Origin of the sequence: Paenibacillus oryzisoli, assembly GCF_050467285.1 — a bacterium.
Classification (GTDB): domain Bacteria; phylum Bacillota; class Bacilli; order Paenibacillales; family NBRC-103111; genus Paenibacillus_E; species Paenibacillus_E oryzisoli_A.
The window spans coordinates 612,939-636,058 of the sequence record NZ_JBCMUN010000006.1; the positions used below are offsets into that span (position 1 = coordinate 612,939).

Annotated in this window: 19 protein-coding genes; 14 read left to right on the top strand and 5 right to left on the bottom strand. The window is 54.6% G+C overall.

What is annotated here, in order from left to right; genetic code table 11:
- The first annotated feature begins 21 nt into the window (after positions 1 to 21).
- From ABE504_RS11520 to ABE504_RS11540, 5 genes are all read left to right on the top strand, one after another.
- Entirely contained in the window at positions 22 to 909 is an 888-nt protein-coding gene (locus ABE504_RS11520; protein WP_430088251.1) for an SMP-30/gluconolactonase/LRE family protein, read from the top strand.
- A gap of 622 nt (positions 910 to 1,531) precedes the next feature.
- Complete coding sequence (locus tag ABE504_RS11525; protein ID WP_430088253.1) at positions 1,532 to 2,437, top strand: sugar phosphate isomerase/epimerase family protein; 906 nt, start codon at positions 1,532 to 1,534, stop codon at positions 2,435 to 2,437.
- 2 nt (positions 2,438 to 2,439) lie between these two features.
- Positions 2,440 to 3,456 carry a Gfo/Idh/MocA family protein gene (locus ABE504_RS11530; protein WP_430088255.1) on the top strand — a complete coding sequence of 339 codons (1,017 nt, stop codon included), beginning with the start codon at positions 2,440 to 2,442 and terminating at the stop codon, positions 3,454 to 3,456.
- 169 nt (positions 3,457 to 3,625) lie between these two features.
- Positions 3,626 to 4,528, top strand: a complete 903-nt coding sequence (locus tag ABE504_RS11535; RefSeq protein WP_430088257.1) for an AraC family transcriptional regulator — start codon at positions 3,626 to 3,628, stop codon at positions 4,526 to 4,528.
- 26 nt (positions 4,529 to 4,554) lie between these two features.
- Entirely contained in the window at positions 4,555 to 5,631 is a 1,077-nt protein-coding gene (locus ABE504_RS11540) for a Gfo/Idh/MocA family protein (protein WP_430088259.1), read from the top strand.
- 60 nt (positions 5,632 to 5,691) lie between these two features.
- Here ABE504_RS11540 and ABE504_RS11545 read toward each other — a convergent pair whose 3' ends face one another.
- Positions 5,692 to 6,543 (bottom strand): helix-turn-helix domain-containing protein, encoded by an 852-nt coding sequence (locus ABE504_RS11545; RefSeq protein ID WP_430088261.1) that lies wholly within the window; start codon positions 6,541 to 6,543, stop codon positions 5,692 to 5,694.
- A gap of 135 nt (positions 6,544 to 6,678) precedes the next feature.
- On the opposite strand from ABE504_RS11545, the gene ABE504_RS11550 reads away from it, so the two are divergent.
- A complete protein-coding gene (locus ABE504_RS11550) occupies positions 6,679 to 8,358 on the top strand; it encodes a DUF4091 domain-containing protein (RefSeq protein ID WP_430088263.1) in 1,680 nt (559 codons plus the stop codon).
- Between the two features lie 382 nt (positions 8,359 to 8,740).
- On the opposite strand, the gene ABE504_RS11555 is transcribed toward ABE504_RS11550, so the two are convergent.
- Positions 8,741 to 9,430 (bottom strand): response regulator transcription factor, encoded by a 690-nt coding sequence (locus ABE504_RS11555; protein ID WP_430088265.1) that lies wholly within the window; start codon positions 9,428 to 9,430, stop codon positions 8,741 to 8,743.
- Between the two features lie 32 nt (positions 9,431 to 9,462).
- The gene (locus ABE504_RS11560) at positions 9,463 to 10,938 is read right to left on the bottom strand and encodes a sensor histidine kinase (protein ID WP_430088267.1); all 1,476 of its coding nucleotides are present in this window, start codon (positions 10,936 to 10,938) and stop codon (positions 9,463 to 9,465) included.
- A gap of 131 nt (positions 10,939 to 11,069) precedes the next feature.
- On the opposite strand from ABE504_RS11560, the gene ABE504_RS11565 reads away from it, so the two are divergent.
- The 4 genes from ABE504_RS11565 (at position 11,070) to ABE504_RS11580 (ending at position 15,750) form a co-directional block, all read left to right on the top strand.
- Entirely contained in the window at positions 11,070 to 12,386 is a 1,317-nt protein-coding gene (locus tag ABE504_RS11565; RefSeq protein WP_430088269.1) for an ABC transporter substrate-binding protein, read from the top strand.
- Between the two features lie 74 nt (positions 12,387 to 12,460).
- Positions 12,461 to 13,351: a carbohydrate ABC transporter permease gene (locus ABE504_RS11570; protein ID WP_430088271.1), complete on the top strand. Its 891-nt coding sequence runs from the start codon at positions 12,461 to 12,463 to the stop codon at positions 13,349 to 13,351.
- Between the two features lie 36 nt (positions 13,352 to 13,387).
- A complete protein-coding gene (locus ABE504_RS11575; protein ID WP_430088273.1) occupies positions 13,388 to 14,266 on the top strand; it encodes a carbohydrate ABC transporter permease in 879 nt (292 codons plus the stop codon).
- Positions 14,267 to 14,280: 14 nt separating this feature from the next.
- Entirely contained in the window at positions 14,281 to 15,750 is a 1,470-nt protein-coding gene (locus tag ABE504_RS11580; protein WP_430088275.1) for a sulfatase family protein, read from the top strand.
- A gap of 658 nt (positions 15,751 to 16,408) precedes the next feature.
- Here ABE504_RS11580 and ABE504_RS11585 read toward each other — a convergent pair.
- Positions 16,409 to 17,221 (bottom strand): AraC family transcriptional regulator, encoded by an 813-nt coding sequence (locus tag ABE504_RS11585; protein WP_430088277.1) that lies wholly within the window; start codon positions 17,219 to 17,221, stop codon positions 16,409 to 16,411.
- 128 nt (positions 17,222 to 17,349) lie between these two features.
- Here ABE504_RS11585 and ABE504_RS11590 point away from each other — a divergent pair, with 128 nt between their 5' ends.
- From ABE504_RS11590 to rbsK, 4 genes are all read left to right on the top strand, one after another.
- Positions 17,350 to 18,171, top strand: coding sequence for a phytanoyl-CoA dioxygenase family protein (locus tag ABE504_RS11590; protein ID WP_430088279.1), 822 nt, complete (start codon positions 17,350 to 17,352; stop codon positions 18,169 to 18,171).
- A gap of 14 nt (positions 18,172 to 18,185) precedes the next feature.
- A complete protein-coding gene (locus ABE504_RS11595; RefSeq protein WP_430088281.1) occupies positions 18,186 to 19,055 on the top strand; it encodes a helix-turn-helix domain-containing protein in 870 nt (289 codons plus the stop codon).
- A 145-nt stretch (positions 19,056 to 19,200) separates the two neighbouring features.
- On the top strand, positions 19,201 to 20,469 hold the full coding sequence (locus ABE504_RS11600) for an FAD-dependent oxidoreductase (protein ID WP_430088283.1): 1,269 nt from the start codon (positions 19,201 to 19,203) through the stop codon (positions 20,467 to 20,469).
- A gap of 493 nt (positions 20,470 to 20,962) precedes the next feature.
- Complete coding sequence (rbsK, locus tag ABE504_RS11605) at positions 20,963 to 21,877, top strand: ribokinase (RefSeq protein ID WP_430088284.1); 915 nt, start codon at positions 20,963 to 20,965, stop codon at positions 21,875 to 21,877.
- Between the two features lie 75 nt (positions 21,878 to 21,952).
- Here rbsK and ABE504_RS11610 read toward each other — a convergent pair whose 3' ends face one another.
- Entirely contained in the window at positions 21,953 to 23,011 is a 1,059-nt protein-coding gene (locus tag ABE504_RS11610; RefSeq protein WP_430088286.1) for a GDSL-type esterase/lipase family protein, read from the bottom strand.
- Positions 23,012 to 23,120: the final 109 nt, after the last annotated feature.

Genomic DNA, 23,120 nt, shown 5'->3' on the forward strand with positions numbered 1-23,120 from the left:
TTCTCATTGGAGGAGATTAGGATGCAGCAGTATACGGAGCTTGAACTGGTATGGGACGGCCGGGCGATGCTGGGCGAGGGGCCGGTCTGGGATCACCGCTCGCAAGAGGTGATCTGGGTCGATATTGACGGGATGCGTGTACATCGCTATCAGCCGGCAGCGGGGGCGGTGGACACGCTGCAGTTGAATCAGAAAATCGGCGCCGTCGTGCCAAGGGCGTCCGGCGGTTTCGTCGCTGCGATGGAACATGGCTTTCATTTCCTCGGTGGAGTGTCCGGCGAGGCAGCGGCCATCGCGGATCCGGAAGCGCATCTTCCCGGCAATCGGTTTAATGACGGGAAGTGCGACACGGCCGGCCGTTTCTGGGCCGGCACGATGAAGATGAACGAGACGGGCGCAGCCGGTTCCTTGTACTGCCTGGAGCCGGACGGGACGCTCAGAACCGTGCTGAGTGGAGCGGTCACGATCTCGAACGGCATCGGCTGGAGTCCCGACAACCGGACGATGTATTACATCGACACTCCGACGAAGAAGGTTGTCGCGTATTCGTACGATGCCGCCACGGGCGCCATCTCGGAGCCCCGCAGGGTCGTGACGATACCGCCGGGCGAAGGCTCGCCCGACGGTATGGCCGTCGATGCGGCCGGCAATCTGTGGGTCGCCCTGTGGGGCGGCTGGCAGGTCGGCTGCTGGAACCCGGCGACAGGCGAGAAGCTGGCGACGATCCCGGTGCCGGTGGAGCGCACGAGCTCGTGCGCGTTCGGCGGCGAGCAGCTCGACGAGCTGTACATCACGACGGCGAGCGTCGGCATGCGCGAGGAAGACTGGGCGAAGCAGCCGCATGCTGGCGGGCTGTTTCGAATTAAGCTGCCCGTTCAGGGGCCGCGGGCGAATTTTTATGGTGGCTGATAGGAGGCTGCCGGCAGGAGAAGAAGCTGCCCCATCGCGTGAGGCGATGGGGCGGCTTTTTCGGCGTTTCGTCCAAGGGGACAAGCTTATGTAAGCGTATGCAACCACTCTTATTTTATTCAAATCGCCATAGAAATCGAAAATAGAAGTGATGAACCCCTCTTATTTCTCAACATCCCCCTAATTTCGTGCCTCGAATGTTGATGTAAGCGTATGCAACCACTCTTATTTTATTCAAATCGCCATAGAAATCGAAAATAGAAGTGGTGAACCCCTCTTATTTCTCAACACCTCATCTCCTGCGGTCAGGGTAGTGAGGATGCTGCTTTGCCTGCCGCAAATGTTGATGTAAGCTCCACCATCCACCTCGGTCAAATGTATTAAGGATGCTGCTTTGCCTGCCAGATTCGCTTTGACCACTATCCCCTTCGGTCAGGCGGGGAGTAGAGTGGAGCTGTAAGAAAGCGTATAGCGGAGTGGCAGTGCAGCGTGAGAAATACGGCAGGCGGCGTATGCAGCATCACAAAAAATGTCAACAACGTTCGAAAGAAACGTCAACTTTTCCGCATCCAATCTTGCTATAGTTAACATCAGATCAGGAGATGATGAGAGATTGCGAGGGATGAGATTGATTTGGGACCGGCTGGGCGTGCTTACCGACGAAGTGTCACCCGATCTGGCGGAAGCGCTGGAATGGGCGGCTGCACAGGGCTTGAAGCATGTAGAAATCAGAATGGTGAATGGTAAAAATATTGTAGATCTGGGGGACGAACAAGTTCTCTCGGTTCGGCGTCAAGTGGAAAACAAAGGACTGTACATATCGGCCGTGGCCTCGCCACTGTTCAAATGTGCGCTGGATCCAAGCAGACCCGTGGCGTCCGGCGATACGTTCGGCCAAGGGGAGGAGGGCGTCGAGGCGCATTTTGCCAAGCTGGATCGCGTGATCGCGATTGCGAAGCTGCTCGGGACGACGCGCATTCGGATCTTCTCGTTCTGGCGCGAAGCGGAGCCGCAGCTGTACGTGCCGGACATTGTTCGCCATTTGCAGCGGGCAGGCGAGATCGCATACTCGGCGGGCGTTCAGCTGCTGCTTGAGAATGAGCCCTCCTGCAATGGCGGATATGCGGAGGAGGTCGCGCAGTTGATTCATGAGACCGGGATGCCATCGGTTCGCGGTCTATGGGACCCTGGCAATGAAACATACGGCGGCCGCGAGGCATACCCATCCGGGTATGCAGCTATGAAATCTGCGCTCGCGCATGTGCATCTCAAGGACGCTTATTTGCGTGCGGACGGCTCGCCCCGCTGCGTGCCGCTAGGTTCCGGGCTCGTACCGGTGATAGCGCAGATTGAGGCGCTGGAAGCGGACGGATATACAGGGTTGTATACGATTGAAACCCATTTTGTGCCGAGCGGCGGCAGCGCGATGACGGGGACTCGTATGTCGCTGGATGCGCTGCGGGCGCTGCTCAATGCTGGTCGTTCGCTAGACGGCGAACTGCGCGCCCATGCAACCGAGGAGGTGTAGCGGTGGCGACTTGGAAGTTTGGTATTATCGGCTGCGGCAGCGTGGCGGATTTCCATATCGAAGCGATCCGACAGATTGACGATGCGGTATTGGTTGCGGTGTCGAGCCGCAGCGAGGCCAAGGCGCAAGCGGTCGCTGCGCGTGAAGGCTGCGCGTGGACGGCGAGCTACGAGGAACTGTTAGCTCGACCTGACATCGACATCGTCTGTGTTACGACGTCCAGCGGCAGTCACGCCAAAATCGGCCTCGACGTCATCAACGCCGGCAAGCACCTCGTCGTGGAGAAGCCGATCGCGATGAATGTGCGGGAAGCTAAACAGCTGGTTGCTGCGGCTGAGGAGCAAGGTGTGACGCTGTCCGTCGTCTCGCAGCGGCGGTTTGAGGCCCAGAATCAGGCGATCAAGCGGGTGCTCGACGAAGGGGGGCTCGGCAGGCTGCTGCTGGCGGAGGTGTCTCTGCCTTTTTACCGGACGCAGGCGTATTATGACAGCGCGGATTGGCGCGGTACGATTGCCGAGGACGGCGGGGCATTGATGAACCAGGGCATCCACTGCCTGGATCTGCTGCTCTGGTTCGCCGGCGATGTGCGTACGGTGTTCGGCAAAATCGCGACCCAGACGCACCGGATGGAGGCCGAGGATTTGGGGCTTGCGATGCTGGAATTTGAAAGCGGTGCATTCGGCACGATTATGGCGTCGACCAGCATTCAGCCGGGTTTTGCGGCGACGATTCATCTCTATGGAGACAAAGGCACGATCAAGCTCGAAGGCTCGACGATTGTCCATTGGACGGTGCCGGGCTTCAGTGAGCCGAGCCGGTCGGAAGACGGCACATACGGCGGGGTGACGGACCCGCGCAGCATTGTGGCGGATTTTCACCAGAGCCAGTTGCTCGACGTGATCACGTCGCTGGAAGCGGGGCATGCGCCGCTTGTGACGGGAGAATCCGGTCTGCGCGCCGTGCAGCTGGTGGAAAACATTTACCTGAGCGCAGCCGAAGGGCGAGAGTTGACGCTATAACGGCATCGTTTGCCGTTGAGACTGGGACTTGTGCTGCGCATAAGCCCGACGAATTCGTTTCTGGCGAACGGACAGTTTGTTACGGATCGCACATTCAGATGGCGCTTGTTCTCTTGCGGCGATTGGCATATGCTTGAAGGAATTAAAGCGGCTGGCAGGTGAGAAACGGATGAGAAAAAACGAGATGCCCTATATTCAAAGCAAGACGATGCTGCAAAAGGAATTCCCGCTCAAGCTGCTGCGCTATTCCAGCCAGTCGCTGAAGCAGCCGCTGCACATTCACGAATATACGCAAATTGCTTACGTCCGCAGCGGGATGTGTCATCATCAGCTTCGCGGCAAAACGCTCACGGTCGGCCGGGGCGACCTGTTCATTATTGCGCCGGGCGTGGAACATAGCTTAAGCGCCATGGATGATCGGGAGTTCGAAGTCGTCCTGATCGACTTCTTGCCGTTTCTGGTGCGGGAGCAGCTTCGGCCCTTTGCGGATACGCTGCAGCGCTTGCTGGTCAGTCTCGAGGAACCGCACAACTTGGCGGAACTGCCGCAGCCTTGGCTGCATATCGGCAAGTCCAAGCAGCCGCTGGTCGAGCATTTGCTGGAGGACATTCAAGACGAATTCGATCATCGGGAAGCTGGCTACGAGTACGCCATAGTGACAAGCGTCGTCAAGCTGCTTATCCTGATTGATCGGGAATACCGCAAGGCGACCCGCAAGAAGAGCGCGAAGTCGTCGTCCGCAGGCTTGCAGCCGATCGAGGAAGTCAAGCGGTACATCCACGACAATTACAGCCAGGACATCCCGCTGGAGCAGGGGGCTTTTCTCGCCAATATGGCGCCGGCCTACTTCTCCACGGTCTTCAAAAAGGAAACGGGGCAAAATTTCGTCGACTACCTGAACGAGGTTCGCATCGAACGGGCGATGGAGCTGATCCGCCGCGACACGCATACGATTACGCAGATCGGCTTTCAGGTCGGCTTCCATCATTTGAGCCATTTTATCCGCACCTTCAAGAAACGAACGGGGATTACCCCGACGGAATATAAAAAAGCGTTTGGCAATCCTACCTAATTTCTAGTACGAGGAGAGATTATTTTATGACAGCAAAAGTAATTAACGTGGGCATCATCGGACAAGGCCGAAGCGGCCGAGACATTCACGGCAATCTGCTTGTGCAGCTGCCGGAGCATTACCGCATTGCAGCCGTAGCGGACGCGATTCCGAAGCGCCAAGAACGGGCCAAGCAAGAATACGGCTGTAAGGCGTATGAAACGTGGGAGGAAATGGTGGAAAGCGAGCAGCTGGATCTGATCGTGAACGCTTCGCCTAGCCATCAGCATTTTCCGATTTCGCTCGATTTACTGAACCGAGGGCTGCATGTGCTGTGTGAAAAGCCGCTGGCCAAAACGCCGGAGGAAGTTGACCAACTGATCGCAGCGGCGGAGCGGAACAACCGCGTCCTGGCGGTGTTCCAGCAATCGCGCTACCAGCCGGCGTTCGAAAAGTTGCACGAAGTCATCGATTCAGGCGTGCTGGGCCGCATTGTGCAGATCGACTTCTCCTTGAACAACTTTGCGCGCCGCTGGGATTGGCAGACGCTGCAAAGCAACAACGGCGGCAGTCTGATGAATACCGGCCCGCATCCGGTCGATCAGGCGCTTCAACTGTTCGGCGAAGGCGCCGACCCGCAGGTGCTGTGCATCTTGGATCGGGCTAATACGTTTGGCGATGCCGAAGATTACGTGAAACTTATTATGCGCGGGCCCGGCAAGCCGACCATCGATCTTGAGATTTCATCGACATGCGCTTTCCCGCATGAGCAGTTCAACATTCAAGGCACGCGCGGAGGACTGCACGGCTCGTCCGAGAAGCTCGAATGGAAATACTTCGTCGAGTCCGAAGCGCCTGAGCAGAAGCTGATTCGGGAGCCGCTGTTCAAAAGCGACGGCACACCGGCCTACTGCTCGGAAGTGCTGCCGTGGCAGACCGGCGCTTGGGAGCTGGCGCTGCCGAACGGCAAAACCGCCTTCGAGCACATGACAGAGAAGCTGTATCTCATGCTGTATGCGACGCTGGTGGAAGGCAAGCCGCTCGAGATCACGCCGCAACAGGTGCGTCAGCAGCTTTGGGTCATGGAAGAATGCCGCCGTCAAAATCCGCAGGTTTACGTCTAATGCCGATATAAAGCCATAAGCAAACAACGACGCTATTCCTCGTGAATGGCGTCGTTGTTTTTAGTTCCGCGCGCGATAATGCTTCGGCGCCAGTCCCGTATATTTTTTGAACAGCCGGGAGAAATAGCTTTCATCGGGATAGCCTAGCACATCGGCGATTTCCTTGATGGGCAGTTCGGTGCTCAGCAGCCTTTTCGTCTCCTCCATTTTCAGGCGGTGAATGTAGTCATGCAGGGGGTAGCCGGTATGCTGGCTAACCAGTCGGCGCAGTGTGGAGACGGCCATATGATGACGTTTGGCGAGCTGCTCGGCATCAAGCGGGGTGTACAGGCTCGTCGCAATATCCTGCAGCACATCGATAACCTTGGAAGTGGCCGCTTGGCTCTGCGGCAGTATGGACTTGGCCATCCAATTAAACAGCAGCGCTTCAAGCTGAAGGGCTGCTTGATCGATCTGCAGGGGAGACCCGCTTTCCAGGAGAAGGAACATGGCATCGAGCTGCGCGATATACATGTGCTCAAACCCTGCGCGCTTTACGGTGTCTGTCTGGAGGAGCCAGCTTCCCAGCCATTCCTCAACGCGACTGCCTTCGAAACGGATGTAATATTCATCCCAATGTCCGCCCTCGTCCGGACCGAAATCGATCGCGCTTCCGGGAAATACAAAGAAGAAGCAGCCTTTCTCCACACGCTGCAAAGGGCCGTGATTCACACGGTAAAAGCCACTGCCACCCGCGATATACAGAAGGGCCCAACTGTCGAAGATGGCCTGGCTGCGCTGCAAGGTCCGGCCCGGCAAATGTCCCATTCCGGTCACCGTGAGGGAGCGGATGCTGAGCTTGGAAGGATCGATTTTGAGATCCACGATGCGAATAGGCTGCGGACTGATCATAGAGTCCAAGAAGCGTGTCATCGATTTCATTCCCTTCTGCAGGATGACCCGGTAAACTGGAGCTGCATGACATAAACTTCAAGCGGCCAATGGGCTGCCCTGAAGTTATATTAGTCATGCAAGCGTTATCCACAGTATAAGTGAAGGAGACCTGTCATGCCAACGTTAAATCCGCAATTCGAGACGCGGTGTCTCTCCTCTTTGGTTAAAGTTTTCGCAGACGAAGAGCTTCAGGCAGCAGCGTTCCATACCGCATCTGCCCTGCAAGGGGAAATCTACACTTTTCAAATCGCTTATCGGGCTAAAGCTCGGAGTTCTTTCTCTTTGGCGATAACGTCGACTTTGCAAGACGGCGTCAGCCTGCGCAGCGTGCAGCTTGTGCCGGCTGAATTTCCCAACTACCCGAACCATGACGGTGACGTGCTGCGCGATACGCCAGGCTTATACCCCGACTTGCTCGAACCTGTACCGGATTTCGGAACGCTTGCAGCGGTGCCGAATCAGTGGCGCTCGATTTGGGTCACCGTGGATTTGAGTAGCGGCGCACCGACAGGCTCGCACGACGTGACGATCACGTTCACGGGTACGGCAGGGGAAACGCTTGCCAGTGAAACGTTCACGCTCACCGTACTTGCAGCCGTACTGCCGGAACAAAAATTGCTCCATACGGAATGGTTTCATACGGACAGCTTGGCTGTCTATTACGGTACGGAGGTGTTCAGCGAGCGGTATTGGACGATTGTGGAGTCTTATGTGCAAACGGCGGTCGCGTATGGCTGCAATATGCTGCTGACGCCGATTTTTACGCCGCCGCTTGATACGCAGGTTGGTGGAGAACGCCCTACAGTTCAATTGGTGGACGTCTGGAAGGATGGCGATTCGTATACATTTGGCTTTGAAAGACTGAAGCGCTGGGTCGAGATGGGTAACCGCAACGGCGTGAAAGTGTTCGAGCTCTCACATCTATTCACGCAATGGGGGGCGAAGCATGCGCCCAAAATTATGGCGTATGTGGATAGCAGTCTGCAGCGCATTTTCGGTTGGGAGACGGATGCGGCAGGCGAGGAATATTTGGGCTTTCTGGCGCAGTTTTTGCCTGAACTGGTGGGTTTCCTCAAGGAAAATGACTTGCTGCAGCGCACGTATTATCATATTTCCGATGAACCAACGCACGAGCATTTGGTGCCCTACAGCAGCGCTAGTCGGTGGGTACGGCAATTCATGGGGGACATCCCTTCTCTGGATGCGCTTTCAGAAATTTCGTTTTACGAGCAGGGGCTAGTGCAAACGCCGGTTGTCGCGAGCAACCATATCGAGCCTTATCTGGAACGAGAAGTTCCGCAATTGTGGGCCTACTATTGCTGCTCCCAGTATCAAGCGGTTGCCAACCGTTTTCTGTGCATGGCTTCCGCACGGAACCGCATCCTTGGCTTGCAGCTGTATAAATATAACATTGCGGGCTTCCTCCATTGGGGCTACAATTTCTGGTTCTCACAATATGCCAAATTCCCTATCGATCCGTATCGGAATACGGATGCGCATTATGCGTTCCCTGCCGGCGATCCGTTCGTCGTGTACCCGGGACAAGACGGGACGCCGCTCGTCTCCTTGCGGCTGGAAGTGTTCCGCGAAGCGCTGCAGGATTTGCGGGCCTTGGAGCTGCTCGGCTCTCTCATCGGGCGTGAGCAGACGATCGCGCTGATGGAGGAAGGCACCTCCGAGCCGATTACGTTTGCGGCTTATCCGAGGGACGAGGCTTGGCTGCTCGCCTGCCGGGAACGCATCAATGCTGCGATTATGCAAGCGATGGCGAGTGGCGGAGCCTTGGAAGGCTAGCTGTCGCAGCATCCGAGCGAACTCGCCGGGGCCAGAAGACATAAAACCCAAAGAGCTAAGCGAGCACACACGCTTGGTTCTTTGGGTTCTATTCAGGCTGAATCCACCATTTCAAGACTGAGCTGGAATTTCTCCAGCTTAATTCCGCTGGATGAGGGCAAGTGTGGTGCTGAACTGGAATTTATCCTGTATACTTGCCACTTTTTGTGGCTATCTCCGGAAACTCCTGAAATAAACTGGAGGTTTTCCAGTTGAGCAGTATGGACGACGGATTTGTGAAGAAATGAACGGGAGGTTTTCCAGTTCGTGGACGACCCAAGCTCTGTCGACAGCTCCCTAGAAGCAGTCCTGAGGTGCTCGCCAAGGATTTCCCTTCTTGGGATCACAACTTCTTCATCACCTCAAAAATCCGCAGGTCATTGATCGTCTGTACGACCGTGGCTGCGTCGGGCATCTGAAACTTTTTCAGAATCGAGTTAATTTGTTTCTTAATCGTGTCATATTCCACGCAGCGCTCCTCGGCAATCTGCTTGCGCTTCTTGCCTTCGCACAGCAGACGAAGCACCTGCAATTCGCTGGGCGTCAGCTCCGAAATAATCTGAATAATATTCAGCAGGCTGTTCTCCGCCCGCTTGACACGCGCAAACTCCTCGCGGATTTTCTCGGCGATCATTGGGCGGATCGGGGATGCGTTCGCATGGGCCGCTCTTACGGCTTCAAGGACCTCGCTGTCTGAGGCGTTTTTCAGCAAGTAATCGGTAATGCCCGTCTGAAAAGCGGCGAAAATAAAATTCTCATCCTTGTGCACGGTGAGCACGATAATTTTCATGCCGGGATACGTCTCGTGGATTTCCTTTGCTGCCCCGATGCCCGCATATTGCGACTCCATCTCAATGTCCATGAGAATGACATCCGGCCTATGCAGAGCGGCTTGTTGAACGGCCTCGTGGCCGGATGAAGCGCGAGCGATGCAAACACAATCGGGATGTCCAGCGAACGTACGTTCCAATCTGCGCAGGTGCGGCTCCATATCATCGGCGATCAGAATACGGATCGGTGGTTGTGTCGTCATGCAGATTCCCCTTTCGTCAGGCATTCATGTTGTTAGATAATAGGCAAAAATACGGTGAAGGTAGTCCCGGCGCCTGGTTCGCTCTCGACCACGATTTTGCCATCGTGTCCGACAATGATTTTGTGGCAGTAGGACAGGCCGATGCCCCAATTGTTGACGGAGGCTTTCGTGGTGAAAAAAGGATCGAAAATCGCCTCCAGATGCTCCTCGGCGACGCCGGGGCCGTTGTCGGCAATGCGGATCAGCGCCCAGCCGTTCTGCTGGCTTCGCTCGACGACGATCCGGCCGTCATCCCGAAATTGCAAGGACTCGCTGGCGTTGAGCAGCAGATTATAAATCACCTCGGTCATATGGCTGAGGTCGAGATAGCAGTTCACAGGCGGCACCGCTGCCGTATACAAGATGTCGCAGCGCAGGCTTGTTTCATTCAGCCGGTCGATCGCCTGCCGAATCGGCAGCTCCACGGACATCGGCTGGAGATTGAGGCTTATATTTTTTAGCTTGTCGGCCGCTTCGCTAATGGAGCCAAGGGCTGCCTCCGAAGATTTCAGAATCAAATCGAGGCTGTACGCAGACTCTGCATCATCCTGATGACGCTCCTTGAGATAAGCCGCTTCAGACTGGATGCCGATCAAATGATTCTTGAGCGCATGGGTAAACGCGCGCGTGCCGAGCGTGGCCGTGTCGATGCTTTTATTAATCTGAATGTCCCGGTTCTTGCGGTAAATCTCGATGGAATTGAATTTATACACGAGATAAATCAGCAGAAACAAGGTTAAATAGATGGCGAATGGAAAGACAGGAAGAAGAATCGATTGATAGCTGAGCGGAGGCTGCAAATAGTTGTAGTAGCCGTCCAGATACGTCTCCTTGACCAGCACTTTCGGGGCCCATGAGAAAATGAACAGGTGAATCACGACCAGCGGAATAAAGAGCAGAACGTGGTACAAGGTCAAATTTTTGATAAACCTAATTTTCGGATAATTCAAATAATAGTTGAACAACAGGCCAAAAGCAACAAAAAGTATCACATACCGAACGCTCTTAAAGCCGATTTCCACTCCACTGAAGAAGGTTGCACTGGCGATTTCCCTCGTGAGCGCAATGTGGACAGCCGGGTCATAGTAGGCGGTTTGGATGACAAAAAAGAGACCGACTACACCGTAAATCACCCGATTGCTGCGAGTGCGCAGACTGCGGGTAAAGGCGACGGCGAAGCCAAGCAGTGAGCAGTAGAACAGCCCAACGCCAATGTTCAGCAGACGGATCAGCCAGTTTGGGTTAAACTTGGTCAGCACGAGATAATTCCAAGTGCCAGGGCTGAAATCGAAAAAGCTGTGAATGACATTGAAATAATAATTAAACTTGCTCAAGTACAAGGTGAACGACACGAACGACAGCACCCAGCCGACAATGATGCCGTACATGAAGCGGGTGGACGTGTGATTGAGCTTTTTGTAGGTGAACAATATGGTGAAAATCAGCAGTACAAGCGTCACAAACAGCATAACATCACTTCCTTTTTGCCAGGCATCTGAGGGGGGAATAAAACATTCATCTGTCTGCCGAGCAGATCTCTACGTATAATTCAAATTAAGAAAGCGCAAACAAATCATATCAAAAAAAGGGTGAGTGTCAAATGAAAAAAAGCTTAACACTTGCGGTAACAGGCTCTGTTCTGATTGGATTGCTGGCCGGATGCGGCGCTGCGGGTTCGTCCACAGGTAACTCAAGCTCGGCTTCGCCGGGGGCGAAAACAGAGAAAGTAAGCTTGAAAGCAACCGTGCTGACCGACGATTTGGAAACGTTTAAAGCGGCTTATGCCGATTTCAGCAAAGAGAATCCGAATATCGATGTGCAGTTCGAGACAATCCCGCAGGCACAATATTACGAGAAGCTTCGCATGCAGCTCTCCTCGGGAGAAAATATCGACATTTTCGGCGGCAACATGGACGTGTTCCTCGATACCGGCATTCTCGAGCCGCTCGACGATTATGTGAAAAAGGCGAATGTCGACGTGTCCGGTTATGGACCGCTGTTCGACTCCTTGAAAGTAAACGGCAAAATTTACGGGCTTCCTTACCGGAAATCCAACTGGATGCTGTTTTATAACAAAACGCTATTCGATCAGGCCGGCGTTGCCTATCCGAAGGCGGATATGACCTGGAACGAATTCCGCGATTTGGCGAAAAAGATGACGAAAGGCGAGGGTGCGAACAAAATTTACGGCGCATTCCTGCATCCTTGGGCGCAGACGTGGTATATGCAAGGCGTACAGACGGGCGCGTCGATCATCGACAAGGACTTGTCCCCGTTCAAGAAAGGGCTGCAATTCCGGATGGATATGGAAAAAGACGGTTCGATCATGGGCTGGGCCGAGCAGATTACGACGTCCGCACATTACAACTCGGCGTTCCAAAAAGGCAACGTCGCGATGAACCTCATCGGCGACTGGCATGTGGCGCAGCTTCGCCAAGCGGAAGCGGAGAAGAAAATCAGCTTTGACTGGGACGTGGTGCCTGTTCCGCATCCGGACGGCGTAGCCGCCAATACGAGCCTGGCGACGCCGGTGTCGCTGATGGTGAACAAAAGCTCGAAGCATAAAGAAGAAGCGTTCAAGGTCGTGGAGTTCATGAGCGGGGCCAAAGGCGCGAAGCAGTTTGCGGCCAAAGGGTTCCTCACCGGCTACATTAATGACGACATCCGCAAGACGTATATCGGCGATGGCAGTCAGAAACCGAAAAACATCCACTACTTCGTAGAACAAAAAGAATATCCGGAATACCCGCTGCTGCCGGGCGTGAAGAATATCCTGGTGGGCAACGTGTACAAGCAAGAGGGCGAAATGGCGCTCACTGGTGCGCAAACAGTTGATCAAGCGATTCAGAAGATCGGTCAGCGCGTGCAAAGCGAGTGGGCAGATAAATACGCCAAGGATTACAAGGCAGGCAAATAGTTCGGGCAGACAAAGCGGCAGGCGGGCTTCGCTTTAACAGGCGAAGCCCGGCCGCTTCCATAGGGGTGAGGCACATGAAGGCTGCAAGTAAAGCGCTTCGGCGCAATCGTTTGACCGGGTACGCATTTTTGCTTCCCAATATCATCGGATTTCTGTTATTTATCTGTATTCCCGTTGGCGCTTCATTCTTGATGAGCTTCACGGAGTGGAACGGATTCGGCGACATTACGTTTGCTGGTCTATCCAACTACACACGCTTGTGGAGCGACGAAACATTCCGCATTTCCTTGCTCAACAGCTTAGTGATGACGGCCGTTTCCGTGCCGGTGACCTTGATTCTTGCGATTTTGGCAGCAGTCGCGCTCAACAAAGGGTTGAGAGGCGTTAAAATATTCCGCACGGCCATTTTTCTGCCGCACATTACCGCCACGATTGCCGTAGCCGTCGTGTGGCAGCTGCTCTACAATCCGACGATGGGACCGATCAACGGCTTCCTCCACAGTCTCGGGATCGACAATCCGCCGACCTGGCTAGCCTCAACGAAATGGGCCTTGCTTTCGGTCATTATCGTCAGCATTTGGCATTCAATTGGCTATTACATGGTGCTGTATCTCGCAGGCTTGCAGGGCATTCCGAAAGATCTTTACGAAGCGGCCGAAATTGACGGCGCAGGCAAAGTATCGCAGTTTCGAAATATTACAGTGCCGATGCTGTCTCCGGTCATTTTTTTCACCGTCATTATGGGCATTATCAATTCCTTCAAAGTATTCGATCTGGTCTTCGTGCTGACCAAGGGCGGGCCAGGGCGCTCCACGCATATGCTTGTGTACGATATTTATTATACGGCGTTCCAGCGTTTTGAATACGGCTACGCGTCGGCAATGGCTTATGTGCTGTTCGCGATTATATTGATCATTACCCTCATTCAGTTCAGAGGACAGAAGCGTTGGGTGAACTACTCCTAGCGGCAGCAGGGGATACGAGAGAAGGGAGAAGCGGGTATGAATACACAAGCAGCGCCCAATCGGGCTGCCATCACGGTACAGAGACGTCCGCAGGTCGGGGCTTTGATCCGAAAAGCCGTGCTGTACATCGTCGTGACGGTCGTCGCTCTGTCGATGGTCGTGCCGTTTCTGTGGATGCTTTCGGCATCGGTCAAATCGGAAGCGGAAATATTCGGATTCCCGATTCAGTGGATCCCGAGCCATTTTTACTGGTCGAATTATAGCAAGGTGTGGACAGAGCTTCCTTTCTTCACCTACTACTTGAATACGATTAAAATCGCGGTGCTCACCACGCTGCTGCAAATTATTACGTGCTCGACGGCGGCCTATGCGTTCGCCAAGGTGAAATTTCCAGAGCGGGACCGCTTGTTCTTCCTGTATGTGGCGACGATGATGGTGCCGTATCAGGTGATGATGATTCCGCAGTTTATGTTAATGAAGAAAATCGGCTTGATTGATTCGCATTGGGCGCTCATTTTACTCGGGGCCTTTAGTCCGTTCGGCGTGTTTTTATTCCGTCAGTTTTTCATGTCGATCCCGGAGGAGTTGTCTGAGGCGGCGAGAATCGACGGCTTGAGCGAGTTCGGTATTTACTCCCGCATCATACTGCCGTTGATCCGTCCGGCGATTGCCTCTTTGACGATCTTCACGTTCATGCACGCCTGGAACGATTTCCTTGGGCCGCTCATCTATCTGAACTCGGATGCGCTGTTCACACTCCAGCTTGGCATGCAGCACTTCCAGTCGGAGCACGCGACAGAGTACGGGCCGCTGATGGCTGCAGCTGTCTGTGCCATTATTCCGACCATTATCATCTACTTTATGGCGCAGGATCATTTTGTCGAAGGCATTTCTGCCGGCGCCGTCAAAGGGTAAGGGAGCGGTAACCAATGAAGCCAAATATCATTTATATTTTCGCGGACCAATGGCGCAAGCAGGCGGCCGGGTTTATGGGTGAAGATGAGGTAATCACGCCGAACATCGACCGGTTTGCCGAGGAAAGCTTGGTGTTCAACCATGCGCTTTCTTGCACGCCATTGTGCTCACCGCACCGGGCGGCGCTGATGACCGGCAAGTATCCGCAATCGACTGGCGTCTATACGAATTGCAAAATCGGGGCCGACCTTATGCTCAGCCCCGACGAGGTGGGCATCGGCGATGTGCTCAAGGCCGCCGGGTACCAGACCGGCTATATCGGCAAGTGGCATCTCGATTTGCCGGAGATGAATCTTAGCCCAGCGCCGGAGTCCGGTGCTCGTGCGTGGGACGCCTACACCCCGCCGGGGCCGAAACGGCACGGGTTCGATTTCTGGTATTCGTACGGCGCGTACGATCAGCATTTGCAGCCCCATTACTGGCGGGATACGCCGGAAATGATCAAAATTGACCAATGGTCACTCGAACATGAAACGGACGTGGCGCTGGACTTTATCCGGTCGCGCGGCGGCGGGGGCGAAGGCAACTGCAAGGGCAAAGGAGAGGGCGAAGGCGACCGCAAAGACGAACAGAGCGAGGGGCAGAAGCCGTTTGCGCTGTTCCTCTCCTGGAATCCGCCGCACAGTCCGTTCGAGCTAGTGCCTGAGCGGTACAAGGAGCTGTACCGCGAACGGGAGCTGACGCTGCGCCCGAATGTCAGCGCAGATCACCTCGCGGCGCACACAGGCGAGCCGTTCGAAAGCGGGGACGAGGCGCTGCTTCGCTATACGCGCGATTACTTCGCCGCAGTGTCTGGCCTTGATGAGCAGTTCGGCCGCATCTGGCGGGAATTGCAGCAGCTTGGGCTGGCCGAGAACACGCTGCTCGTGCTGTCCTCCGACCACGGCGAGCTCATGGGGTCGCACGGCCTGATGGCGAAACATTCGTGGCACGAGGAATCCATCGGCATCCCGTGCTTGATGCACTGGCCCGGCCGCATCGCACCGGGGCGGACGGATCTGCTTTTTAACTCGGTCGATATTATGCCTACGCTGCTGGGACTTGCAGGGCTTGAGGTTCCTGCAACGGTGGAAGGGCTTGACCTGTCCGGCGATGTGCTGGGACAAAGCCGCACGGACATCTCTTCGGCGTTTCTCTGCGCGTTCCCCGGCCGCAAGGAGGCGATGGATGCCTACGCCGCGGCGGGGCTCGACAATCGTCAATTCGGTTGGCGGGGCATCCGCACCGGGAGGTACACCTATGTCGTGCATAAAGGCTACATGCCAGGCGCAGCGGTGGAGCGGATATTGTACGACCATCAGGAAGATCCGTATCAGCTGCATCCTGTTATTCTTATGGAGGCCCCGCAGGAGGGGCTAATGCTGGAGCTGGAAGATGAATTGCGCGGCTGGCTGGAACGGACGCAGGATGGGTTTGAGCTGTGAGGGGCGTAAATTCCCCTTTGAAGATTATTCTTGCTTCGCAGGGGGGCGACAACGGTACGTTACTGTGCTAATGCTCGCCACGAGGCTGTCGATTAACTGTGAACAGTTTTATCCGTGAACGGATACGCGTAGAGAATGTGTATGATTTTTCGAATACATATNNTTCGAATACATATTCAAAATCAGGCCTCAAATCACGAAATGTGTATGATATTTCGAATAGAATTGATTGATTTTATGTGAATGCAGCACATTATATATGATTTTTCGTATACATTTTGTGTTCTCTCGCAGATTCCCAAAGTATAAACAATTAATCGACAGTCTCGCCACAGCGGCTATTTGGCCCAAAATCGTTCGTTTCAAACTGTAACGGTTGCCACCGAGCCAAATCGGCTCCATTTCACTAAATTTCATCGAAATAAGCGCTGTGGCGACCGTTAGATTCTATATGGCGCACTTTTCGGGACAATAAGCGCCGTGGCATCCGTTACTGCTTTCACTCTGTTTACCACCACTTATATATTGCAAGGGGGAGGGGTGCCGTTTCATGCCCCACCCCTACACAACACGAGGAGGAATACACCCGATGCAATTCCACATAGAACAGATCACAACAAGATCGCTCACTAGAGCGGTCTTTTCCTATGTCCGCAGACTAGCGCTCTTTCAGCTCCCGGTAGGCTTTGGGGGAAAGTCCAAATTTTCTCTTGAACAGCTTGGAAAAGTGAAATTCATCATAAAAGCTAAGATTAGCCGCGATCTCCTTAATCGGGTGCCGAGTTGTTTCCAGCGACAGCTGCGCGGAATTCAGCTTGAGCGTCAGGATGTAGTCGCTTGGCGCCTGGCCTGTAACCGCCCGGAATCGCTTGAAAAAAACAGTGCGCGACAGCTGACTGAGCCGAACCAGCTCATCGACCGTGAGGCTGGTATGAAAATGCGAATGAATATACATGAGCACATCGGTCAGCTCCTGATGCCCGGACGAAGCTTCTGGCTGGGCGTAAGTTCTGGCGAACAGGAGCAGCAGTTCCTGCAGGATCAGGCTCGAGGCATACATGTGGCCGAGTGGCCTGGCAATGAGCGTTTCCGTCAGTTTGCGGCAAAGGTATTCCGTTTCTGGCATTTTGGCGATAGGGACGACGGTATGGATGGGCAGCCCGAGCTGCCGAACCATGTCCAGCGAGCTGAAGTCGAGATAGTAAAACTTCCATTCGGCCGCATGGCAGGCGTAGACGGCAGGGCTTCCGGCTTCGACGAAGAAAAGCGTACCCGGTTCAAGCGTGTTTAAATTGCCGCCTTGCAGGAATGTTCCTGTCCCCGAGATGGTGATAAAGATGCCCGGGTCATCGAAGCCGTTCTTTTTGTTGACTGTGTAGGACGGGTCGGCATGGACGTGCCAGATAGAAACGAATCGGCAGACAGACTCCTGCGGTACATCTACTCGATAAGGGATGTTCATGAAGCTCATGGACGTTCTCCTGACTTTTCTTGATTTACGTACGATTATACATGTGATAAAGATAGAACTCCATGGTGCTACGCCGCATTCTTCCGTACACTTATCGTATTCCTAACGTTTGGAGGCGACCTAAGAGGATGGTTAAAGTTGGCAGTCGGGAGCTGGAGATGCATGGTCCCCATTTAACGGAGCTGCGAAGCTCAAACGACATTATGCACGATGTGGAGGCGCTACGGGCGAGGCTGGAGGCGGACGGCTATTTGCTGCTGCGCGGATTCCATGATCCGGGAGAGGTTGCACTAGCTAGAACGAGCATTTTGGAGAAAATGCGGGGCATGGGCAAGCTGGATCGAGATACGGAGCTGGAAGAGGGCTACATGGCGGACGGCAGCAAAACGATTTTCATGGGCGGCACGAATGAAGATTTGCCAGCCTTGCTGAATGTGCTGAACGGTGACCATGTGATGCGTTTTTGGGATACATTGCTCGGTGAGCGTTCCTTAACGTATCATTATAAATGGCTGCGGGCCGTCGGCAAAGGTGACTTTACGGGGGCGCATTATGATATTATTTATATGGGACGGGGCACGCAGAACGTCTACACCGTCTGGAGTCCGCTTGGCGATATCCCCTATGAGATGGGCGGACTCGCGATTTGTCTGGGCTCACATCGATTCGATCAGTTGAAGGCGACGTACGGAACGAAGGACTCGGATCGCGACGGGATCGGACATTATACGAATGATCCGCTGCTCATTACGGAGAAATTCGGCGGGAAATGGGCGACAGCGGAGTTCGAAGCGGGTGATGTGCTGATTTTCGGCATGTTTTTGCTCCATTGTTCCCTCGAAAATACAACGAATCAATACCGCCTCAGCGTAGACGCCAGGTACCAGTCCGCCAGTGAAGCGGTGGATGAACGATGGTCGGGCAAGAAGCCGAGGGGCCATTATAAATAGAAGGAGTTTAGCGCATGTCTGCCGATTCCATCCTGAAACAAGCGCTGCAGCCGTATATTCGGTATGCGGATTTGCTGCACTATCATAACTGGCGAACGCCACCGAGAATGGTGACGGATTATATGTTGCTGCACGTGTTGGAGGGTGAGTTCAGGCTGCAGGTGGAAGGCGGTGTGCACCGGGTTGGGGCCGGGCAGTTCAGTTTTGTCGGGCCTGGCGTTCCTCACCAGCTCGCGTCGGATGGTCATATTTTGTTTTTGGCGCTGCATATGGACTGGTTCCCTTCTGACACGGATCCAAAGGCGAACATGATTGTGCCGCTGGATAGCAGGGAAGACGCTGACGCGCCGGGCATGCAGCCGAGTTTGCGCAGTTTCACTGACATTGCGATTCCCTACGTCCTGGAGACGGCAGGCTCGGAGTGGCTGGCGGGCACGCTGCGGAAGATCGTCACACACTGGCAGGAGAAAAATGCGGTTGATCAGCTTCAGGCGCAGCTGCACGCCACGGAAATTGTGCTGCACCTGCTCAAGACGTATGCATCGCACAGCACATCGGAGAGCAAGCGCTCCACCTCGCTCCACTGGGTGCCGGCCTATTTGCAATATCGGCTGTCGGAGCCGCTGTCTGTGGAGGAAATGGCCCATAAGGCGCTGATGTCGCGCTCCTATTTCTCGGAGCATTTCCGCCAGCAGTTCGGCATGCCGCCGCATCAATATTTGCTGAAGCTGCGGCTTGATTACGCGACAGAACTGCTGCGGAGCACGGTATTGCCGCTTCAGACGATTGCGGACAGCTGCGGATTCTCCAGTGTGCATCACTTTTCCAAAATGTACAGACAGCGTTTTGGGTATGCCCCGAGCAAAGTCAGGGCTCCTAATTAAAAAGACGTTTTGATCAATCCTCCCGACGTTTTGACAAAGCCAGGCCGTTAGTCTCCGCTTATAATGAAGCCATGAAAGCGCTATGGACTTCAGGCAGCGGAGGCTTTTTTGATAGGGGCCGCGCCCAAACAGGAGGAGAATGAGCATGACGGAACAACGCACCTATGATTTTCAACGGCAAATTAAGACGTACGAACGGGCCGATGTTGTGGTAATCGGGGGAGGCCCGGCGGGTACGGCGGCTGCCATTGCGGCGGCTCGCTGCGGGCGGAAGGTGATTTTGCTTGAAAAATCCGGTCAACTCGGCGGCATGGGAACGCTCGGGAACGTTAGCATTTTTATGCCAATTGGGAATGTGACGGGCATTTATCGGGAATTGATCAGCGAAGTGCTTGCTTCCTACTTGCCGGACGATCATGACACATCGATCGCTCCGCAATATTCGCCGTTCGTGCTGCGGCAGTATTTGAATGAGAAGATGAAAAAGGAAGGCGTCGAGGTCATCTACCATACTGAATTTATCGGGGCTGTCAAGGAAGGCGATAAACTTCAGGCCGTGGTCGCGTCCACGAGGGAAGGGCTGAGAGCTTTTGAAGCGGCGCAGTTCATCGACTGTACGGGGGATGCCCGCGTGGCGATCGACAGCGGCGTGCCGCATACGTCGGGCCGGGAGCAAGACGGGCTGACACAGCCGATGACGCTCATGTTCATGATGCAGAACACCGGCAAACCGGTCAAGCCGTTCCTGCCGGAAGGCTGCTACTACTATGAGAAGGTGTCCGACCTTCCGCAAGGACGTCACCTGTATTGGGAGCGGGGCGAAGACGGACAACTGCTTGTGAATATGACGCGGGTCAAGGGCAACGGCGCCACGATTAAAGATACGAACTACGCTGAGACCGAGGCCTTGCGTCAAGTGTTCTCGATCGTGCACTACTTGCAGCGCAACGGCTTCGAGACGTATGCGCTCTCGCATGTGGCGAATCAGGTCGGCGTCCGGGAGACCAACCAGATTCGCGGCTTGTATACGCTGACGGAGCAGGATGTCGTCGGAGGCCGTCGGTTCTCGGATGTCGTCGCCCAGACGAACTACGAAATCGACATCCACAGCCCAGACGGCAGCAAAACAACGGACGAACGCCACGTCAGCGGCTACGACATTCCGTACCGCTGCATGGTGCCGGCCGAGGTGACGAACCTGCTCGTCGCCGGCCGCTCCATTTCGGCGACGCATGTCGCGATGTCGTCGATGCGCGTGCAGCCGACGTGCTATGCGCTTGGGCAGGCCGCCGGCATCGCGGCGTCCCTCGCCCTTGAGGACGCATGCGACGTGCGCAGCGTCGCGATCGAGAAGGTGCACGCGAGGCTGCAGGCTAGCGATGTGCGGTTGTATAAGCCCGCTACGTATGTGTAGAAGCGGATTCAAAAAAGCTTGGCGTTAGCGCCAAGCTTTTTTTGGTACGCGTGGGTGCATCTCCCTGTACATTTTCCTTGAAAATCTCGGGCAAATTCGGCTTTATTGAAGTCGGGAACCGATCGCTTCCTCGACCTTCCATCACTTTCCTGTAAAACATGCAGGTAATTATCCATAAATGGGTCCATATGCGCCAAAATCATGTAAAACATACAGGAAAATATCGCCATTGCCCTTCCTTTTCGCAAAAAACAGTATGTAAGCGGCGATTTACCTGTAGGAAATACAAGATGCTTCATTAAAAAGGTCTGTTTTTCTAAATTTGATGTAGGAAATACAGCTTCTCACCGCAAGGCTGATCTACCGCCTCAACATTCCCGATTTCACATCAAGCTGTGCAGGCGAAATTAGCAATTGCTGAAACAAATGGGTACAACTTATACTATAAGTAGATTGGTTAGTTGCACACACTATCGAGAAATCGGAGGCAGTTATGGCGCATATTGCGGTTATCGGCAGTTTGAACATGGATGTTGTATCTGAAGTAGATCAATTCCCCAAGCCGGGTGAAACGATCAAAAGCCACGGCACGACGTACGGATGCGGGGGCAAAGGGGCGAATCAAGCGCTGGCCGCGGCCAAAGCCGGGGCACAGGTTTCGATGATCGGCGCAGTCGGCGATGACGCTTTTGGCAGTGTTCTCATTGATTCACTTGCCGCCTATGGCGTAAACACGCAGCATATCGCGGTTAAACCGGGGTCTTCCGGCTTGGCGACCATTACTGTAAATGGCGAAGGCGAGAATACGATCGTCTTGACCGGCGGCGCCAACGATAAGGTTGAGATTGACGAGGTGCGGACAAGCTTGGAGCAGCTTGGAGCTATCGATATGATTTTGCTGCAAAATGAAGTGCCGTGGGTGATCAACCGCTTTGCGATGGAATGGGCTGGGGTACATGGCGTGGCGGTCTGCTTTAATCCGGCTCCGGCGATGGTCGTACCGGACGAGATGTACGCCTACCTGAATGTGCTGGTGCTGAACCAGACGGAAGCGGAATGCGCGACGGGCATCGAGGTCAGCGGGGAGGAGGCCGCAGAGGCTGCGGCGGACAAGCTGATTGCGCAAGGCGTAGAGGCGGTCATCCTGACGCTGGGCGAAGCCGGCGCTTATTATCGCGCGCGCGATGGCGAAGCCGTGCTGTCGCCGGCGTTCCGCGTCGATGTCGTTGACACGACGGCGGCTGGCGACACGTTCATCGGCGCCTGGTCGGCGGCAAGCACAGAGGGCAAGGACGTGGCGTCGGGTTTGCGTTTTGCTTCGGCGGCCGCAGCGCTGGCTGTATCGCAGGAAGGGGCGCAGCAGTCGATCCCGGCACGGGAAGAGATTGAACGGCTGCTGAGCATATAGCGCTGCACATTTCGAATGGGTTAAGAAAAAGGCATGCTGCTTTGGCGGCATGCCTTTTTGCGCCTTTTGATAGGCTCAAAGCTTGTCCACAAGAGCTCTCAGCCGATCCGCCAAATGCTGCCCCATCTGGATGTGACCCTCATCGGAAGGATGGATCAGATCGTTGGTCAAACGGCTGAAGTCAGTCAATATGTCATGACCGTCCACAAAATGCAGATGAGGATGCTGTAGGTCATCGTAAATGCGCTGCAGGCGCTGGATGAATTCACGATTGGACTCAGTCAGCGGATTATTCGCATCCTTTCGTACATCTGCCGAGTTCGGAAAAATAGAAATCAGCACAACAGGCTTGCCCGGTTGGTTCGCAAGCAGTCCCGAGATCAGGTAGCGTGCCCGCGCTTCAAACTCATCCGGAGTGAACATGCCGCGCATATTTACGCCAAGCTCGAGCACTGCCAGATCCCAATCCTCCAGCTGCATGAGGTAATCCGTCATGGCAGGCTCAATCAGGCAGGATCCGCCGACGCCTTTGTTCCAGACATCCACGCCCAAGCGACTGGCTGTCTGCTGGATGTAAGCCAGATGCTGAACGGTTGCGCCGGAGCCGTGTGTGATCGAGGAGCCGTAGGCAAGCATCGTCAGCACCGGAAGCTCTTCGGGCATCGGAGGCCGAACGTCGTGTCCGAACGTATCCAGATGATGGAAGGCGACTTGAAAAGCCCTTCCCGGATAGTAGTTTCGGCTAATGGCAATACGCCACACTTGCGGAGAGAACCGGCCTTGCCGTAACGCGGAAGCGTCAACCTCGTCGAATCGCTCCGGCTTGTTCAACTGCAGGGTGCAGATTTCTCCGGTTTTTAGGCGGTGCATGGAATGAAAGAAATCGCCGTTGTAAACAACGATATCGCCGTCTTCCACGGTGGCGGATAAGGCGATGCGGATAAACGGTGCATCCGTGACGAAGCGGATTTCACAGCCGGTGGAGGCTTGCGAGACGAAGCGGCCCTTCTCATGGGCGCCGTGTCCCAGCTTGTCGCGCACCGCTCGGGGAAAACGCTGCAGCCGCCAGCCGGGAAGTCCCGGAATTGCTTCTAATTCCGCTGTGTTATGAAAACTCATTTGATTCCAAATCATAAGCCTGCTCCTTTGGATGTCGATTGTTTCCATCATTATATCACGATCCCGCAACCGCAGAGCTTGAGAAATCAACTGTATATTTACAAAATCTTATCATTGGGCTGCG

Bases quoted from the DNA above. Each gene is read 5' to 3' on its own strand.
- ABE504_RS11555 (WP_430088265.1), bottom strand. From the start codon at position 9,430: ATGACGACACAACCACCGATCCGTATTCTGATCGCCGATGATATGGAG.
- ABE504_RS11565 (WP_430088269.1), top strand. From the start codon at position 11,070: ATGAAAAAAAGCTTAACACTTGCGGTAACAGGCTCTGTTCTGATTGGA.
- ABE504_RS11590 (WP_430088279.1), top strand. From the start codon at position 17,350: ATGGTTAAAGTTGGCAGTCGGGAGCTGGAGATGCATGGTCCCCATTTA.
- ABE504_RS11570 (WP_430088271.1), top strand. From the start codon at position 12,461: ATGAAGGCTGCAAGTAAAGCGCTTCGGCGCAATCGTTTGACCGGGTAC.
- ABE504_RS11540 (WP_430088259.1), top strand. From the start codon at position 4,555: ATGACAGCAAAAGTAATTAACGTGGGCATCATCGGACAAGGCCGAAGC.
- ABE504_RS11585 (WP_430088277.1), bottom strand. From the start codon at position 17,221: ATGAGCTTCATGAACATCCCTTATCGAGTAGATGTACCGCAGGAGTCT.
- ABE504_RS11610 (WP_430088286.1), bottom strand. From the start codon at position 23,011: ATGATTTGGAATCAAATGAGTTTTCATAACACAGCGGAATTAGAAGCA.
- ABE504_RS11575 (WP_430088273.1), top strand. From the start codon at position 13,388: ATGAATACACAAGCAGCGCCCAATCGGGCTGCCATCACGGTACAGAGA.
- ABE504_RS11545 (WP_430088261.1), bottom strand. From the start codon at position 6,543: ATGACACGCTTCTTGGACTCTATGATCAGTCCGCAGCCTATTCGCATC.
- rbsK (WP_430088284.1), top strand. From the start codon at position 20,963: ATGGCGCATATTGCGGTTATCGGCAGTTTGAACATGGATGTTGTATCT.
- ABE504_RS11580 (WP_430088275.1), top strand. From the start codon at position 14,281: ATGAAGCCAAATATCATTTATATTTTCGCGGACCAATGGCGCAAGCAG.
- ABE504_RS11535 (WP_430088257.1), top strand. From the start codon at position 3,626: ATGAGAAAAAACGAGATGCCCTATATTCAAAGCAAGACGATGCTGCAA.
- ABE504_RS11550 (WP_430088263.1), top strand. From the start codon at position 6,679: ATGCCAACGTTAAATCCGCAATTCGAGACGCGGTGTCTCTCCTCTTTG.
- ABE504_RS11560 (WP_430088267.1), bottom strand. From the start codon at position 10,938: ATGCTGTTTGTGACGCTTGTACTGCTGATTTTCACCATATTGTTCACC.
- ABE504_RS11520 (WP_430088251.1), top strand. From the start codon at position 22: ATGCAGCAGTATACGGAGCTTGAACTGGTATGGGACGGCCGGGCGATG.
- ABE504_RS11525 (WP_430088253.1), top strand. From the start codon at position 1,532: ATGAGATTGATTTGGGACCGGCTGGGCGTGCTTACCGACGAAGTGTCA.
- ABE504_RS11600 (WP_430088283.1), top strand. From the start codon at position 19,201: ATGACGGAACAACGCACCTATGATTTTCAACGGCAAATTAAGACGTAC.
- ABE504_RS11595 (WP_430088281.1), top strand. From the start codon at position 18,186: ATGTCTGCCGATTCCATCCTGAAACAAGCGCTGCAGCCGTATATTCGG.